The 16,148-nt window shown below is 72.7% G+C and carries 16 protein-coding genes; 12 read left to right on the forward strand and 4 right to left on the reverse strand.

Translation table 11 applies throughout. The features are described 5' to 3' along the window. Positions 1 to 830: amidase (locus tag HUW36_RS10545; protein WP_246248053.1), on the reverse strand; the 830-nt coding region annotated here is incomplete at its 3' end. A 16-nt stretch (positions 831 to 846) separates the two neighbouring features. Continuing rightward, complete coding sequence (locus tag HUW36_RS10550) at positions 847 to 1,989, reverse strand: cystathionine gamma-synthase (protein WP_174527972.1); 1,143 nt, start codon at positions 1,987 to 1,989, stop codon at positions 847 to 849. A 95-nt stretch (positions 1,990 to 2,084) separates the two neighbouring features. Between HUW36_RS10550 and HUW36_RS10555 the strand changes: the two genes are divergently transcribed. The 11 genes from HUW36_RS10555 to HUW36_RS10605 all read left to right on the forward strand — a co-directional run bounded on the left by HUW36_RS10555 (position 2,085) and on the right by HUW36_RS10605 (position 13,235). Further along, positions 2,085 to 2,414 (forward strand): hypothetical protein, encoded by a 330-nt coding sequence (locus HUW36_RS10555; protein WP_174527973.1) that lies wholly within the window; start codon positions 2,085 to 2,087, stop codon positions 2,412 to 2,414. Continuing rightward, on the forward strand, positions 2,411 to 3,106 hold the full coding sequence (locus tag HUW36_RS10560) for a nucleotidyl transferase AbiEii/AbiGii toxin family protein (RefSeq protein ID WP_174527974.1): 696 nt from the start codon (positions 2,411 to 2,413) through the stop codon (positions 3,104 to 3,106). Before HUW36_RS10555 ends, HUW36_RS10560 begins: the two co-directional genes overlap by 4 nt. A gap of 119 nt (positions 3,107 to 3,225) precedes the next feature. Next, positions 3,226 to 3,639: an HIT family protein gene (locus tag HUW36_RS10565; protein WP_174527975.1), complete on the forward strand. Its 414-nt coding sequence runs from the start codon at positions 3,226 to 3,228 to the stop codon at positions 3,637 to 3,639. A 76-nt stretch (positions 3,640 to 3,715) separates the two neighbouring features. Next, positions 3,716 to 4,375 carry a peptide-methionine (S)-S-oxide reductase MsrA gene (gene msrA / locus HUW36_RS10570; RefSeq protein ID WP_174527976.1) on the forward strand — a complete coding sequence of 220 codons (660 nt, stop codon included), beginning with the start codon at positions 3,716 to 3,718 and terminating at the stop codon, positions 4,373 to 4,375. Positions 4,376 to 4,466: 91 nt separating this feature from the next. Continuing rightward, positions 4,467 to 4,919: a GNAT family N-acetyltransferase gene (locus tag HUW36_RS10575; RefSeq protein WP_174527977.1), complete on the forward strand. Its 453-nt coding sequence runs from the start codon at positions 4,467 to 4,469 to the stop codon at positions 4,917 to 4,919. 316 nt (positions 4,920 to 5,235) lie between these two features. Beyond that, positions 5,236 to 7,026 (forward strand): N-acetylglutaminylglutamine amidotransferase, encoded by a 1,791-nt coding sequence (locus tag HUW36_RS10580; protein WP_174527978.1) that lies wholly within the window; start codon positions 5,236 to 5,238, stop codon positions 7,024 to 7,026. 2 nt (positions 7,027 to 7,028) lie between these two features. Next, complete coding sequence (ngg, locus tag HUW36_RS10585) at positions 7,029 to 8,867, forward strand: N-acetylglutaminylglutamine synthetase (protein WP_174527979.1); 1,839 nt, start codon at positions 7,029 to 7,031, stop codon at positions 8,865 to 8,867. Then, positions 8,864 to 10,048 carry an osmoprotectant NAGGN system M42 family peptidase gene (locus HUW36_RS10590; protein ID WP_174527980.1) on the forward strand — a complete coding sequence of 395 codons (1,185 nt, stop codon included), beginning with the start codon at positions 8,864 to 8,866 and terminating at the stop codon, positions 10,046 to 10,048. The genes ngg and HUW36_RS10590 overlap by 4 nt, the downstream gene beginning before the upstream one ends. 680 nt (positions 10,049 to 10,728) lie before the next feature. After that, entirely contained in the window at positions 10,729 to 11,658 is a 930-nt protein-coding gene (locus HUW36_RS10595; protein WP_174527981.1) for a ribonuclease Z, read from the forward strand. Next, positions 11,655 to 12,164, forward strand: coding sequence for a GNAT family N-acetyltransferase (locus tag HUW36_RS10600; RefSeq protein ID WP_174527982.1), 510 nt, complete (start codon positions 11,655 to 11,657; stop codon positions 12,162 to 12,164). Before HUW36_RS10595 ends, HUW36_RS10600 begins: the two co-directional genes overlap by 4 nt. 114 nt (positions 12,165 to 12,278) lie before the next feature. Next, a complete protein-coding gene (locus HUW36_RS10605; RefSeq protein WP_174527983.1) occupies positions 12,279 to 13,235 on the forward strand; it encodes a S1C family serine protease in 957 nt (318 codons plus the stop codon). A gap of 63 nt (positions 13,236 to 13,298) precedes the next feature. Here the strand turns inward: HUW36_RS10605 and HUW36_RS10610 are convergent, their stop codons facing one another. Next, entirely contained in the window at positions 13,299 to 14,669 is a 1,371-nt protein-coding gene (locus HUW36_RS10610; protein WP_174527984.1) for a cystathionine beta-synthase, read from the reverse strand. Between the two features lie 76 nt (positions 14,670 to 14,745). Then, a complete protein-coding gene (locus tag HUW36_RS10615; RefSeq protein ID WP_174527985.1) occupies positions 14,746 to 15,102 on the reverse strand; it encodes a YkvA family protein in 357 nt (118 codons plus the stop codon). 140 nt (positions 15,103 to 15,242) lie between these two features. Here HUW36_RS10615 and HUW36_RS10620 point away from each other — a divergent pair. Then, on the forward strand, positions 15,243 to 16,148 hold a 906-nt coding region (locus HUW36_RS10620), incomplete at its 3' end, for an SGNH/GDSL hydrolase family protein (RefSeq protein ID WP_174527986.1).

The following is a 16,148-nucleotide window of genomic DNA, read 5'->3' on the forward strand; positions in this document are numbered from 1 at the left end:
CGGCCGGCCGCGGCGACCGCGTCGCGGTTCGGCGCGTCCGGGGAGACGCCGCGCACCGGGGAGCGCAACGAGACACCCACCCGCAGGCGCGGCGGCGGGACCAGCCGGTCCGGCCGGCGACCGGCCAGCACCGAGAATCCGACCACCGCGTCGGCGACCGTCCCGGTCAGCATGCCGTGCTCGGTGAGGCCGAACCAGTCGTCCGCGCCGAGCTGGCAGGGCACCACGCCCCGGCCGGGCTTGAGCCCGACCAGACCGCAGCAGGCCGCCGGGATGCGGATCGAGCCGAGGCCGTCGTTGCCGTGGGCCATCGGCACCAGCCCGGCGGCCACCGCGGCGGCCGCGCCGCCGGAGGAGCCGCCGGGGGTACGCGACAGGTCCCACGGGTTGCGGGTCACCCCGGTGTCGTCGTCGGTGAGGGCCCACAGGCCCAGCTCCGGCATCCGGGTCACGCCGAGGATCACCGCGCCCGCGCCGCGCAACCGGCGGACCACCTCGTGGTCGGCCTCGGCCACCGGGGTACGCATCGCGGCGGACCCGTTCCAGGTGGGCAGCCCGGCGACGGGCGTGTTCTCCTTGACCGCCACCGGCACCCCGGCCAGCGGCAGGTCGGCCAGTTCCTCCTGCTCGTCGACCTTCTCCGCCTCGGTGATCGCCTCGCCGCCGCGTACCGTGCGGAACGCGGCCAGCTCGGCGTCGACCCGGGCGGCGTGTTCGAGGTGGTCGGCGACCACCTGCGTGGCGGAGGCGTCGCCGCGGCGGACCGCGCGGGCGATCTGCTTCGCGGTCGCCCCGACCCAGGTCGTCGGCAAGATGTCCGGCACTGCCACCCTCCCCGTCCAGCGGTCAGCCCAGCGCCTGCTCCAGATCGGCGAGCAGGTCGTCGACCGTCTCGATGCCGACAGACAGTCGCACGAGATCGCCGGGAACTTCAAGCGGCGAGCCGGCAGCGCTCGCGTGTGTCATCCGGCCCGGGTGCTCGATCAGGGATTCCACGCCGCCGAGCGACTCGGCGAGCACGAACAGCCGGGTGGAGTTGCAGATCTGGACGGCGTGCTCCTCGCCGCCCGCCGCGCGGAACGAGATCATGCCGCCGAACCGGCGCATCTGCTTGGCCGCCACCTCGTGCCCCGGGTGCGACGGCAGGCCCGGATAGATCACCTGGCCGACCTTCGCGTGTCCGTCCAGGTAGGCCGCGATCCGCTCGGCGTTGTCGCAGTGCCGGTCCATCCGTACCCCGAGGGTCTTGATGCCGCGCAGGGTGAGCCACGCGTCGAACGGCCCGTTGACCGCGCCCATCGCGTTCTGGTGGTAGCGCAGCTCCTCGCCGAGCGTGCGGTCCGCGGCGACCAGCGCGCCGCCGACCACGTCGGAGTGTCCGCCGACGTACTTGGTGGTGGAGTGCACCACCACGTCCGCGCCGAACGCGATCGGCTGCTGCAGGTACGGCGAGGCGAACGTGTTGTCGACCACCAGCAGCGCGCCGGCGTCGTGCGCCACGGCGGCCAGCGCGGCGATGTCGGCGATGCCGAGCAGCGGGTTGGTCGGCGTCTCCACCCAGACGATCCGGGTGGAGCCCGGGCGGATCGCCGCGCGCACGGCGTCCGGGTCGGAGACCTTCGCCGGGGTGTACGCCAGGCCCCAGCGCTCGGCCACCTTGGCGAAGAGCCGGTAGGTGCCGCCGTAGGCGTCGTCCGGGATGACCACGTGGTCGCCCGGCTTGCACACGGTGCGCAGCAGGGTGTCCTCGGCGGCCAGGCCGCTGGCGAAGGCGAGCGCCACCGGGCCGCCCTCCAGCGCGGCCAGGCACTCCTGCAACGCGTCCCGGGTGGGGTTGCCGGAGCGGCTGTACTCGTAGCCCTCGCGCGGCGCCCCGACGGCGTCCTGGGCGTAGGTGCTGGTCTGGTAGATCGGCGGGATCACCGCACCGGTGCGGGCCTCGGGGTCCTGACCGGCGTGGATGGCGAGCGTCTCGAAGCCGTGACTCATGCCGCAGACGTTAGTCCGCCGGTCCGTAGCGGTGCGGGGAACCCGGGCGCGGGTCACAACCGCGGGTTGTCGGGGCGGTCGGCCATACTGGTCCGGTGAGTACGACCGAGGCGCTCCCCTCTCGCCTGCACGGCGTCGCCGACCGCATCCCGGCCTCGCTGGGTCTCCTGAGCGGCCCGCGGTCGGGGCGGGTCAGCTTGCCCGTGCGCCTCGCCTGGTCGGGCCCCGGCGACTACGACGTGGGCGACCCGGGTGAGCGACTGACCCTTTATTGCCTCCTGCTGGACTGCGGCCAGCGGGACGACATCATCAGATACGTAAACGCCGCGCTGCTTCGCCAGGACTGGCCGCGTATTCGACGGTTGACCGCGCGCCGAGTGATCCGGCTGTGGGAGCGGCAACTGCCCGACCTCGTCCCGACGTGATCGACGCACTGCACCGTCGCCTGCTGCAGATCGGTTTCACCGCCGGTGACGACCTGGGACTGATGCTCGCCGGCGGCTACGCCATGTGCGCCCACGATCTGGTCGACCGGCCTTCCCAGGACATCGACTTCGCGACGGCCGCCGCGATGCCACTCGATGCCGTGGCGGACCGTCTCGCCGCCGCCTACGTCGTGGCCGGGTTCTCCGCTCGGATCATCGAGTCGACGCCGCGCATGGCTCGCCTGCTGATCTCGGACGACGCCTCTTCTTGTGAGGTCGACCTGCTCAAAGAGGCACTCGCGCCGCCCGCCCGCATGGCGCTGGGCCCGGTGCTGGCCTTCGAGGACGCGGTCGGCCTGAAGGTCCGCGCGCTGCACGACCGTGCCGCGCATCGGGACTACATCGACGTCCGTGCAGCCGCTGAGCGGCTCACCTGGTCGGAGTTGGAGCATCTCGGCGCCCGCCACACCGCCGGCTTCTCACTCGAGGAGCTAGCCGACCGCTTGGGTGGCGTAGTGGAGCGGGACAGCCGGACATTCCATTCGTACGGGCTCACCGAGCAGCAGGTCGACGAGTTGCGCGGATGGGCGCTGCGATGGGAGGCAGACATCCGGATGCGCCTAGCCAACGGCGAGACCGGCCCGACCGGCATCCCCGACGGCGACTGGGACACCTACCTCGACGGCTCCTGACTCTTTCGTTCACGCATGGTGGATCACCATGAAGTCGACGGTGATCGCCGTCCGACATGTCGCCGCCGGGTTCCATGATCAACGCGGCAGGCGCGGGTGCGTCGGCCTAACTTGTGGGGATGGACGGGTGCGTGTTCTGCGGAATCGTGGCCGGTGAGGTGCCGGCCTTCGTGGTGACCGACGAGCCGGACGGGGTGGCGTTCCTCGACACCCGACCGGTGTTCAAGGGGCACGTGCTGGTGGTGCCCCGCACGCACCTGGTCACCCTGTCCGACCTGCCGGACGACGCGCTGCCCGGCTACTTCCGGCTGGTGCGGCGGATCGCGGTGGCCGTCGAGTCCGGTCTGGGGTCGGGTGGCACGTTCGTGGCGATGAACAACCGGGTGTCCCAGTCCGTCCCGCACCTGCACACCCACGTCGCGCCCCGGACCAAGGGTGACGGGCTGCGCGGCTTCTTCTGGCCCCGCACCCGCTACGCCGACGACGCCGAGGCGGCCGGCTTCGCCGCCCGGATCTCCGCGGCGCTGGCCTGAGCACCGAATGGGCGGGTAAGGAACCGGGAGCCGACGCTGTTGCACACGTTGGGAAAGCCAAGAGAGGAGTCCCACCGTGTTCCTCCGCCGCATGAAGGCCGAGATGATCTCTCCTGACCAGGCCCTGTCGGGTCGCCCGATCGCCATGCCGATCGCCGACCGGCACGAGGTGCTGCCCGCTTCGCTGAAGGGCCCCTTCCCCGAGGGCGCCCAGGTCGCCGTCTTCGGCATGGGCTGTTTCTGGGGTGCCGAGCGGCTGTTCTGGACCCTCCCCGGCGTGATCACCACGTCCGCCGGCTACGCGGGTGGCTACACCACCAACCCGACGTACGAGGAGGTCTGCTCCGGCATGACCGGGCACGCCGAGGTGGTCCAGGTGGTCTACGACCCGTCGAAGATCGCCTACGAGGACCTGCTCAAGGTCTTCTGGGAGAACCACGACCCGACCCAGGGCATGCGCCAGGGCAACGACGTGGGCACCCAGTACCGGTCCGCCATCTACACCACGACGGACGAGCAGCGCGCCACCGCCGAGGCGTCGCGGGACGCGTTCGCGCCGATCGTGGCCCGGGCCGGCAAGGGTGAGATCACCACGGAGATCGCCCCGCTCGGCGACTACTACTTCGCCGAGGACTACCACCAGCAGTACCTGGCCCCGACGAAGAACCCGAACGGCTACTGCAACCACGGCCCGAACGGGCTGAGCTGCCCGGTCGGCGTGGCCCGCACGGCCTGACCCCCGCATGGCGCTGGCGCGGATCCGCGGATCCGCGCCAGCGCCAGCTTGGTGCGACCGGCGCGCTTAACGACCGTGACAAGCTCACCTCGTGAAGATCAGTCAGGCGAGCGCCGACGACGTTGCAGATCTGGCCCGGCTGCTGTGGCTGGACACGCTCCACGAGGAACCAGCACGTCTGTCCGTCGAGGCGTTCACGGCGGACCTTGCGCAGTGGTGGGCAGCCCACCAGAACTCGCATCTGGCCTTCGTCGCTCGACTCCACCGACCGGAGATCGTCGGCATGGCCTGGCTCGCGCTCGTCCCTCGCGTCCCGCGACCTGGAGCGACAAGTCGGCTGTCCGCAGACATCCAGAGCGTCTTCGTCATGCCGGATCAGCGAGGCCAGGGGATCGGCTCGGCGCTCGTGGAGGCGGCGTCGGGGCATGCGGCACACCTCGGATCTCTCCGCGTGACGGTTCAATCCGGGCACAAGGCGGTCCCGGTGTACGAACGGCTGGGCTTCGAGTCGTCCCGACAGCTTCTACAGCGATCGGCGGGCTAGGCGATCGCGGTAGAACACCGTTCACCAGGGTCGCGCGATCTTGTAGTTCGGGCCCGCTGATTGTCCCTTTTGCGCACCTTCGGGGGCACCAAACTGCAAGATCGTCGGCGAACCGTGGGCGGTGACGCGCGCGGCGGCGGGTGCGGCGTTCCTCACAGCATTGCCGGAGCTGATTTCCGACATCGGGTGGAGCGAGGCAGGAACCAGAGGCGTGACAGGCAACCACCGTGCGTGGCGGGGCATCGTAGCAAGCTGTCACACGTTCGTCATCGTCTCAACAGGCGAACTGCAACAACCTCTGGCAGCATTGGCTCGCATGTGCGGACTTGCGGGAGAGTTCCGCCGTGACGGTTCACGCGCCGATGTCTCGGCCGTGGAGCGGATGGCGGCCACGATGAGTGACCGAGGGCCCGACGACAGCGGCGTCTGGTCGCAGGGCCCGACCGCGCTGGGACACCGGCGCCTCAAGATCATCGACTTGTCCGCCGCCAGCGGCCAACCGATCGTCGATGCCGCCGCCGGACTCACCGGCGTCTTCAACGGCTGCATCTACAACTACCGCGAGCTGCGCGCGGAGCTGCAGGCCAAGGGCCACCGCTTCTTCTCCGCCGGCGACAGCGAGGTCGTGGTCAAGGCGTACGCCGAGTGGGGGCTCGACTTCGTCGACCACCTGGTCGGCATGTTCGCCGTGGCGATCAGCGAGCGCGACACCGGCCGCCTGGTGCTGGCCCGGGACCGCCTCGGCATCAAGCCGCTCTACCTGGCCGAGAGCCCCGGCGTGGTGCGCTTCGCCTCGACCCTGCCGGCGCTGCTCGCCGGTGGCGGCGTGGACACCACGATCGACCGGGTGGCGCTCGCCCACTACCTGAGCTTCCACAGCATCGTGCCGCCGCCCCGGACCATCCTGCGCGGCGTCACCAAGCTGCCCCCGGCCACGGTCCGGGTCTACGAGGCGGACGGCACCACCCGGGAGCGGGTCTACTGGGACCCGACCTTCGGCCGCGCGGCCGAGCGGGCCGGCTGGTCCGAGCGGGACTGGCAGGACGCGCTGCTCGACTCGCTGACCACCGCCGTCCGCCGCCGGATGGTGGCCGACGTGCCGGTGGGTGTGCTGCTCTCCGGCGGCCTCGACTCCAGCCTGGTGGTCGCGCTGCTCGCCGGCGAGGGGCAGGCCCGCTCCGGCCTGGCCACGTTCTCCATCGGCTTCGACGCGGTCGGCGGACGCGAGGGCGACGAGTTCGTCTACTCCGACCTGGTGGCGAAGACGTTCGGCACCGACCACCACCAGATCCGGGTACCCACCGGCGACCTGCTGCCGCCGCTGGAGGCCGCCGTCGCGTCCATGAGCGAGCCGATGGTGAGCCACGACTGCGTCGCGTTCTGGCTGCTCAGCCAGGAGGTCGCGAAGCACGTCAAGGTGGTCCAGTCGGGCCAGGGCGCGGACGAGATCCTGGGCGGCTACCACTGGTACCCGCCGCTTTCCGGGGTGGACCGCGCGCAGGCGCTCGAGACGTACGCGAAGGCTTTCTTCGACCGCGACGCGGCCGGACTGGCCCGGGTGCTCAACCCGGACTGGTTGGCCGACGGCGACCCGGCGCGCGAGTTCGTGGCCGCGCACCTGGGCCGGCCGGGCGCGGAGACCGCGGTGGACGCCGGCCTGCGGATCGACACCCAGGTCATGCTGACCGACGACCCGGTGAAGCGGGTCGACAACATGACCATGGCGCACGGCCTGGAGGCCCGGGTGCCGTTCCTCGACCACGAGTTCGTGGAACTGGCCGCGAGCTGCCCGCCCGAACTGAAGCTGGCCCAGGGCGGCAAGGGCGTGCTCAAGGAGATCGGCCGCCGGGTCCTGCCGCACGAGGTCATCGACCGGCCCAAGGGCTACTTCCCGGTGCCCGGCCTCACCCACCTGGAGGGCAAGCTCCTCGACCGCGTACGCGACGCGCTCACCGCGCCCGAGGCGCGCCGGCGTGACCTGTTCCGCGGCGACTACGTCGACGCGCTGCTCGCCGACCCGAACGCCGAACTGACCCCGTTGAACGGAAACAAGCTGTGGCAACTGGGACTCCTGGAAATGTGGCTCCAGAGCCACGGAATCGACTGACCATGACCGACACTCTCGCCACCGGCACGGCGCGTACCGACCGGGAACGGGTGCTGGGGCGCCGCCGGGAACGCACCGGCCCCGGCGGTGACCCGGTCGCACCGGGTACGCCGGAGCCGCGGCAGCCGGAGACCGGGTCCACCGACGCCTCGGGCGTGGTGCTGGACTGCGGCTGGGGCCGGCTGGTGTTCGGGCAGACGTTCGACGACCAGGTGCACGTGGCCGACGTGCTGCGCTCCGAGGCGGTCGGCGCCCGGGACATCTGCATCTACCTGCGCGACCCGCACGTGCTGGTCTCCCGGCTGCCGGACGAGCTGTTCATCGACCCGTCGCTGACGTACCGACTGCCGCTGGGCGAGAAGCGGCCCGCCGCCACCGAGGGCGGCGAGGTGCCCGGACTGACCGTCCGGCCGCTGCGCGACGCCGCCGACGCGGAGGCGGTGAACCGGATCTACGCGCGCAACGGCATGGTCACCGCCCCGGTCGAGGTGCTGGTGGACAACGCCGGCACGAACCGGTTCCTGCACCTGGTGGCCGAGGACGCCACCGGTGAGGTGGTGGGCACCATCACCGGCGTGGATCACGTCGCGGTCTTCGACGACCCGGAGAACGGCGCGAGCCTCTGGTGCCTGACCGTCGACTTCAACACCGCGCCGCCCGGCACCGGCCAGGCGCTGCTCACCGCGCTCGCCGACCAGCTCGACGCGCGCGGCCGGGCGTACGTGGACCTGTCCGTGCTGGCCGAGAACTCGGGCGCGATCCGGCTCTACGAGCGGCTCGGCTTCCACCGCACCGGCACGCTCTGCGTCAAGCGGAAGAACCCGATCAACGAGCGCCTGTTCCTGCCGGCCATGCCGGAGGGGTACGACGAGCTGAACCCGTACGCGAAGATCGTCGCGGACGAGGCGATGCGGCGCGGCATCCGGGTGGAGGTCACCGACCCGCACTGGGGTGAGCTGAAGCTGAGCAGCGGCGGCCGGACCGTGCACACCCGCGAGTCGCTGTCGGAGCTGACCTCGGCGGTGGCGATGAGCCGCTGCGACGACAAGCGGGTGACCCGGCGCATCCTCACCGAGGCGGGGCTGTCCGTGCCGCGCGGCCGCACCGCCACCGGCGAGCCCGACGACGTCGCGTTCCTCAACGACGTGGGCCCGGTGGTGGTCAAGCCGGCGCGGGGCGAGCAGGGCAACGGCATCACCGTCGGCGTGCGGACGCCGGAGGCGTTGACCGCCGCCGTCGAGCTGGCCCGGCGCTTCTGCCCGGACGTGCTGATCGAGGAACTGCGCGCGGGCGAGGACCTGCGCGTGGTGGTGATCGACCACGAGGTGGTGGCCGCCGCGGTCCGCCGCCCGGCGCAGATCACCGGCGACGGGGTGCACGACGTCACCGAGCTGATCGAGCGGCAGAGCCGGCGCCGGGCCGCCGCCACCGGCGGCGAGTCCCGGATCCCGATCGACGACATGACCCGTGAGGTGGTGGCCGAGGCCGGCTACCAGATGCACGACGTCCTGCCGGAGGGCGAGGTGCTGGCCGTGCGGCGGACGGCCAACCTGCACACCGGCGGAACCATCCACGACGTGACCGCCGAGCTGCACCCGGCGATCGCCGAGGCGTGCGTGACGGCCAGCCGGGCGCTGGACATCCCGGTCACCGGGCTGGACCTCCTGGTTCCCGCCCCGGACGCGCCGGAGCACGTGTTCATCGAGGCCAACGAGCGGCCCGGGCTGGCCAACCACGAGCCGCAGCCGACCGCCGAACGCTTCGTCGACCTGCTCTTCCCGGGCACGCGGGCACCGCAGCGACTCTGGTCGCCGGCCGGTGCGGCAGGCTCAGGGGCATGACCGCACGCAAACCCCAACCGCTCAAGCTCGACCTCGAATACCTGCGCCAGGTGCTGGTGGAACTGCTGGAGATCCCCAGCCCGTCCGGGCGTACCGACCACATCCAGCAGTACGTGGGCGAGCGGCTCTCCGCGCTCGGGATCAGCTCCACGCTGACCCGGCGCGGGGCGCTGAGCGCCTGCCTGCCCGGCCCCCGGTCGACGGGCGCCGACCGCGCGGTCGTGGTGCACACCGACACCATCGGCGGCATGGTCAAGCGGCTCAAGGAGAACGGCCGGCTGGAGATCAATCCGATCGGCACGCACAGCGCCCGGTTCGCCGAGGGCGCGCACGTGCGGATCTTCACCGACGACCTGGACCGGGTGGTCACCGGCCAGGTGCTGCCGCTCAAGGCCAGCGGGCACCGCTACAACGAGGCGGTCGACCTCCAGGGCGTCGGCTGGGAGCTGGTCGAGGTCCGGGTCGACGAGCCGGTGCACGACGAGGCCGGCCTCCGCGCGCTCGGCATCGACGCCGGGGACTTCGTCGCGCTGCTGCCCAACCCGACCATCACCCCGAGCGGATACGTCAAGTCCCGGCACCTGGACGACAAGGCCGGGGTGGCCGCGGTGCTGACCGCGTTCAAGGCGATGGTCGACGCCGGGGTCACCCCGGCGGTCACCGCGCACCTGCTGGTCACCGTCACCGAGGAGATCGGCCACGGCGCCAGCCACGGGCTGGACCCGGACGTGGCGGAGATCGTCTCGGTGGACGCGGCGGTGGTCGCGCCGGGCCAGCAGTCGCGGGAGACCGCGGCCACGCTGGCGATGGGCGACGGGGTCGGCCCGTTCGACTACCACCTCACCCGCAACCTGGCCTCGATCGCCAAGGAGCACGGCGTCGACCTGGTCCGGGACGTCTTCGACTACTACCGCTCGGACGCCGCCTCGGCGGTCGAGGCCGGGGCACACGCCCGGGTGGCGCTGCTCGGCTTCGGCGTGGACGCCACCCACGGGCACGAGCGCACCCACCTCGACGGCCTGCACCAGCTCGCCCAACTGCTCTGCCTCTACCTGCAGAGCCCGCTGGTCTTCCCCGAGTGGGACGCCGAGCCGGAGGGCGACCTGGCCGACTTCCCGTCGCTTGCGGTGCAGCCGGCGCACGAGGAGGGCCCGCGCGAGGGCCCGATCGGCCTGGAGTGAGCGTCACCTGGCCGGCCCCTCTGCCCGGGGGCCGGCCGGTCCCGGGCGCGCCGGGCGCGGCTCGCGTTCGGTGACGGGGCACCGACGGCGGAGCCGGGTCGCCGCCTTTCGAGCTGATAACAGAAACGACTCACACGCCGTCGCCGGCCGGTGGCCGAGGGCCGGTGGCCGGTGGTCGGTGGTCGAGGGCCGGTGGCCGGTGGTCGGTGGTCGAGGGCCGGTGGCCGGTGGTCGAGGGCCGGTGGCCGGTGGTCGAGGGCCGGCCCCGAGTCGGGTCCGGCCGCACGTCGTGTGGGAGCGCGAGTCGTTCGTGCTATCAGCTCGAAAGGCGGCGCGAACCCGCGTCCCGACCGGAGCGCGCTCGACGGCTCCCGTCCGCCTGTGATCGAAATCCGTTGCCGTGACGCCCGGGAAGTGGATAGCGTGGCGGTACACGGGAAAGGAGGTGGTCCAGACTTGTATAGCAATCGGACTCGTGAGGTGGCTGTCCGCTAGCCGCTGTCCTCGACAGTGAAAACCGTCCGCCGCGAGGCGGGCACTGCATGATCGTCGAGACCGTGTGGCAGCGGTGCGGCGAAACCACGACAGCCACCCGACCCCCGGGGTGCCGGCCCAGTCCAGCCGGCCCGCGCGCGAGCGCGGAAGCCCCGGGGGTCGCTTTTTGTCTTTCGGAGGATGCCGTGTCCATGCGTGAGCTGGTGGTGCTCGGTACGGCCAGTCAGGCGCCGACCCGGCAGCGCAACCACAACGGCTACCTGCTGCGCTGGGACGACGAGGTGATCCTCTTCGACCCGGGCGAGGGCAGCCAACGCCAGATGCTGCACACCGGGGTGACCGCCACCGACCTGACCCGGATCTGCGTCACCCACTTCCACGGCGACCACTGCCTGGGCCTGCCCGGCATGATCCAGCGGCTCTCGCTGGACCGCGTGCCGCGTCCGGTGGCGGTGCACTTCCCGGCCGGCGGCGCCGACTACTTCGCCCGGCTGCGGCACGCGTCCAGCTTCTACGAGACCGCCGAGCTGGCCGTCGAGCCGATCGACGCCGACGGGCAGCGGATCACGCTGGGCATCGGCACGCTGGAGGCCCGCCGGCTGCGGCACCCGATCGAGACGTACGGCTACCGCCTGGTCGAGCCGGACGGCTGCCGGATGCTGCCGGAGCGGCTCGCCGCGTACGGCATCGCCGGTCCGGACGTGGGGCGGCTGCTGCGCGACGGCCACCTGGACCGCGACGGGCGCCGCGTCACCCGGGACGAGGTGAGCGTGACCCGGCCGGGGCAGCGGTTCGCGTTCGTGATGGACACCGGGCTCTGCGACGGCGTGTACGCGCTGGCCGAGCACGCCGACCTGCTGGTGATCGAGTCGACGTTCCTGGAGTCGGAGGCCGCCCTCGCCGCCGAGGTCGGCCACCTCACCGCCGGCCAGGCCGCCCGGGTGGCGACCGAGTCCGGGGTACGCACGCTCGTGCTCACCCACTTCTCCCAGCGGTACGCCGACCCGCGCCGCTTCCACGACGAGGCCCGGGAGCACTTCACCGGTGATCTGGTGATCGCCGAGGATCTCCAGACGGTACAGGTGCCGCCCCGGCGGGTACCGTCGCCCGGGTGACACTCTCCCTACGGTCCGCGACCGAGGCCGACCTGATGGCGGTCGGCGCCCTGCACCAGCGCTCCCGGGTGGCGGCGTACTCGTCGATCCTGCCGCCCGAGGCCCTTGCCGATCCGACGCCGGAGGCGATGGGACGCTACTGGGTGGAACGGCTGACCTGGGAGGGCGCGGACCACCGGATGACCGTGGCCGAGCGGGACGGGCGACTGGTCGGCTTCAGCTACCTGGGACCGGACGACGAGGGCGACCCGGCGACCGGGCTGCTCAACGCGATCCACCTGGAGCCGGACGAGCAGGGCCGGGGCACCGGGCGGGCGCTCATGGTGGACGCGCTGGACGCGATGCGGGCCCGTTCGTGGACCCGCGCGGTGCTGTGGGTGCTGCGCGACAACGCCCACGCGCGCCGGTTCTACGAGCGCGGCGGCTGGCGGGCCACCGGCGCGAGCCGCGACGACCGGATCGGCCCGGCGCTGGTGCCCCAGGTGCGCTACGCGCGTGAGGTGTAAGGAAGGGCCCCTTCTTAACGGATTCGGTAGAGGAAGGGCCCCTTTTTAACCCCGCGCCCGTTCGCTGTCAGCGGAGTCGGGCATGGGCGCGGACGGGCGCGCGTTGCTGGCGACATGGAGGAGACCGAGGACAGCGAGCGGGCGGAGGACGCCGCGCTCGACGCGTACTCCCGGGTGGTGACCGGTGTGGCGGCGCGGGTGCTGCCCGCGGTGGCGGCCCTGTCGGTGCGGACCGCGCGTGGCGCGGGCGCCGGCTCGGCCGTCGTGATCGGGCCGGACGGGCTGCTGCTGACCAGCGCGCACGTCGTGCAGGGCGCGAACGGTGGCGTGGCCGCCTTCGGCGACGGCACCGAGACCCGGTTCCGGGTGGTCGGCGCCGACCCGCTGTCGGACCTGGCCGTGCTGCGCGCCGACGAGTCGGGTGTGCCGCCGGTCGAGCTGGGCGACGCCGACCGGCTGCGGATCGGCCAACTGGTGGTCGCGGTCGGCAACCCGATGGGGCTCGCCGGCTCGGTCACCGCCGGGGTGGTCTCCGGGCTGGGCCGGTCGCTGCCCGCGCGGGACGGGCGGCTGGTCCGGCTGATCGAGGACGTCATCCAGACCGACGCCGCACTCAACCCCGGCAACTCGGGCGGGGCGCTCGCCGACTCCGCCGGTCGCGTCGTCGGGGTCAACACCGCGGTCGCCGGGTACGGGCTGGGGCTGGCGGTGCCGGTCAACCCCACCACCCGGCAGATCGTCGCCGACCTGACCGACGCGGGGCGGGTCCGCCGGGCCTGGCTGGGGGTGGCCGGCGCGCCGGTGCCGCTGCCGCCTGAGGTGACCGCGCGTACCGGCCAGCGGCGCGGGCTGCGGGTGGTGGAGGTGGTGCCCGGCAGCCCGGCCGGGGTCGCCGGGATCTACCTCGGTGACGTGATCGTGTCGGCGGGCGGGCGGCCGGTGCAGGACGGGCAGAGCCTGCAACGGCTGATGCTCGGTCCGGCCATCGGCGTCCGGCTGCCGGTCACCCTGCTGCGCAAGGGCGCGTACGTGGACGTGGTGGCGGTCCCGACGGAGCTGGGCAGCCGGTGAGGCGGGTTAAGAAGGGCCCCTTCCTCTACGCCAGGCGTTAAGAAGGGGCCCTTCCTTACAAGCTCAGCGGGCGCCGAGGTGGGCGAGCAGGTCCTGCCGGGTGAGCACGCCCTTCGGCTTGCCGTCGACCAGCACCAGCGCCGCGTCGGCCTTCTCCAGCAGCCCGACCGCCTCGCTGACCGGCTGCCCGCCGCCGATCATCGGCAGCGGCTCGCCCATGTGCCGCTCGATCGTGTCGTGCAGGTGGGCCTGGCCGGTGAAGAGCGCGTCGAGCAGGTCCCGCTCGGCGATCGAACCGGCCACCTCGCCGGTCACCACCGGCGGCTCGGCCTTGAGCACCGGGAGCTGGGAGACGCCGTACTCGCGCATGTAGTCGATGGCGTCGCGGACCGTCTCGGTCGGGTGCACGTGCACCAGCTCGGGCAGGCCGCCCGGCTTGCCGCCGAGCGCGTCGGCCACGGTCGGCTCGGTGCCCGAGTCGTCCAGGAAGCCGTACCGGGCCATCCAGCCGTCGTTGAAGATCTTGGAGAGGTAGCCCCGGCCGCCGTCCGGCAGCAGCACCACGACCACGTCGTCCGGGCCAGCCTTGCGGGCCACCTCCAGCGCCCCCACCACGGCCATCCCGCAGGAGCCGCCGACCAGCAGCCCCTCCTCGCGGGCCAGCCGGCGGGTCATCTCGAACGACTCCTTGTCCGACACCTCGACGATCTCGTCCGCGATCGAGCGGTCGTACGTCTCCGGCCAGAAGTCCTCACCGACACCCTCGACCAGGTAGGGCCGGCCGGTGCCGCCGGAGTAGACCGAGCCCTCCGGGTCCGCGCCGATCACCTTGACCCGGCCCTCGGACGCCTCCTTGAGGTAGCGGCCGATGCCCGAGATGGTGCCGCCGGTGCCGACGCCCGCGACGAAGTGGGTGATCTTTCCTTCGGTCTGCCGCCACAGCTCCGGACCGGTGGTCTCGTAGTGCGAGCGCGGGTTGGCCGGGTTGCTGTACTGGTTGGGCTTCCACGCGCCGGGGATCTCCCGGGCCAGCCGGTCGGAGACGTTGTAGTAGGAGCGCGGGTCCTCCGGCGCGACGGCGGTCGGGCAGACCACCACCTCGGCACCGTACGCGCGCAGCACGTCCTGCTTGTCCTGGCTGACCTTGTCCGGGCAGACGAACACGCACCGGTAGCCCCGGAGCTGGGCCACCAGGGCCAGCCCGACGCCGGTGTTGCCGCTGGTCGGCTCCACGATCGTGCCGCCCGGCCCGAGGATGCCCGCCTTCTCGGCGTCCTCGACCATGCGCAGCGCGATCCGGTCCTTGACCGATCCGCCCGGGTTGACGTACTCCACCTTCGCCAGCACGGTCGCCTGGATGCCCTCGGTGACGTTGCGCAGGCGTACCAGCGGGGTGTTGCCGATCAGCTCGACGACGTTGTCGTAGTACTGCACCTCGTTGTGCCCTTCGTTGCGCCGCCGTCGTGGGGCGGCCGGTCAGCCGTCAGTTCGCCGCCCAGCGTACGTGTCGTCAGGGCACCACGTGCCCGGGGACGACGGAGCTGCGACGTGCCTCCCACTCCAGGAACCGTTCGGTCTCGGCGAGCACGCTGCCGGCCAGCCAGGTGACCATGACCGCGTCGTCGGCCAGCCCGAAGATCGCCAGCGGGATCTCCGGCAGCAGGTCGATCGGGGAGACCACGTACGCCGCCGCGCCGGCCATCAGGGCCAGGCGGACGCCGCCGTCGTACTCGCCCCGGGCGGTGGCCCGGATCATCCGTGGCAGCGCCGCCAACCGGGCGCCCAGCGACGGCCCGCTCCGCGCCCCGGCCGCCAGCGCCCGGGCCAGCGCGGCGAACGCGGCGCTCCGCTTCAACGTCTTCCCCATGTCTCCGCCCCTCTCCGTCCGACCAGGGTGCGATCCCGGGGCAAGCCCGCGTCCGCTCCCCACCGGATACCCAGACGAGCCCCCGCCCAGCCTCCCGATCACGGGAAGCGGGGGTCGTACCGGCGCGATACTGTCGGCTCATGGGGGACGCTGGTTCCGTCGCGCCGGTCCGCCGGCACCGCGCCCGGCAGATCGCCCGCCTCGCGGCGATCGGCACGGGCGCCACGGTGGCGGCCACGGCCGCCACCGGCGGAGTGCTGCTCGGCCAGGCCCGGCAGGCCCGCCGCACCATCCCGATGGCCGAGGCCCCGCCGCCCCGCTGCGACGGCGTCTACGGCGCGAAGCTCCCCGGCCCGCCGGTCACCATGGTCATCCTCGGTGACTCCTCGGCCGCCGGTTACGGCGTGCACCGCCGCCGGGAGACGCCCGGCTCGCTGCTGGCCACCGGCCTGTCGCGCCGGCTGCACCGGCCGGTCCGGCTGCACCGGTTCGCCGTGGTGGGGGCCCTGTCGGCCGGGCTGAAGCCGCAGGTGGAATCCGCGCTGGAGGTCGAGCCGGACGTGGCCGTGGTGCTGGTCGGCGGCAACGACGTCACCAACCGCACGCCGCCGTCGCTGGCCGTGCGCTACCTGGTCGACGCCGTCCGCACGTTGCGCGCCGCCGGCTGCGAGGTCGTCGTCGGCACCTGCCCCGACCTGGGCACGATCCGGCCGATCCAGCCGCCGCTGCGCTGGCTGGCCCGGCGCTGGAGCCGCCAGCTCGCCGCCGCCCAGACCGTGGCGGTGGTCGAGGCGGGCGGCCGCACGGTCTCCCTCGGTGACCTGCTGGGGCCGCGCTTCGCCGCCGAGCCCGGCCGGATGTTCGCCTGGGACCGCTTCCACCCGTCCGCGGAGGGCTACGCCATGGCCGCGGCGGCGCTGCTGCCCACCGTGCTCTCCGCGCTGGGGGCGGCGCCCGAACGCAGGCCTTCGCTCGCCGGCCTGGAAGGCGTACGGTCGCTCCCGGAGGCCGCCCACGCGGCGGCCCGGCTCCCCGGCACGGAGGTC

The sequence above is a fragment of the Micromonospora maritima genome, from assembly GCF_902825405.1.
GTDB classification, from domain to species: Bacteria; Actinomycetota; Actinomycetes; order Mycobacteriales; family Micromonosporaceae; genus Micromonospora; species Micromonospora maritima.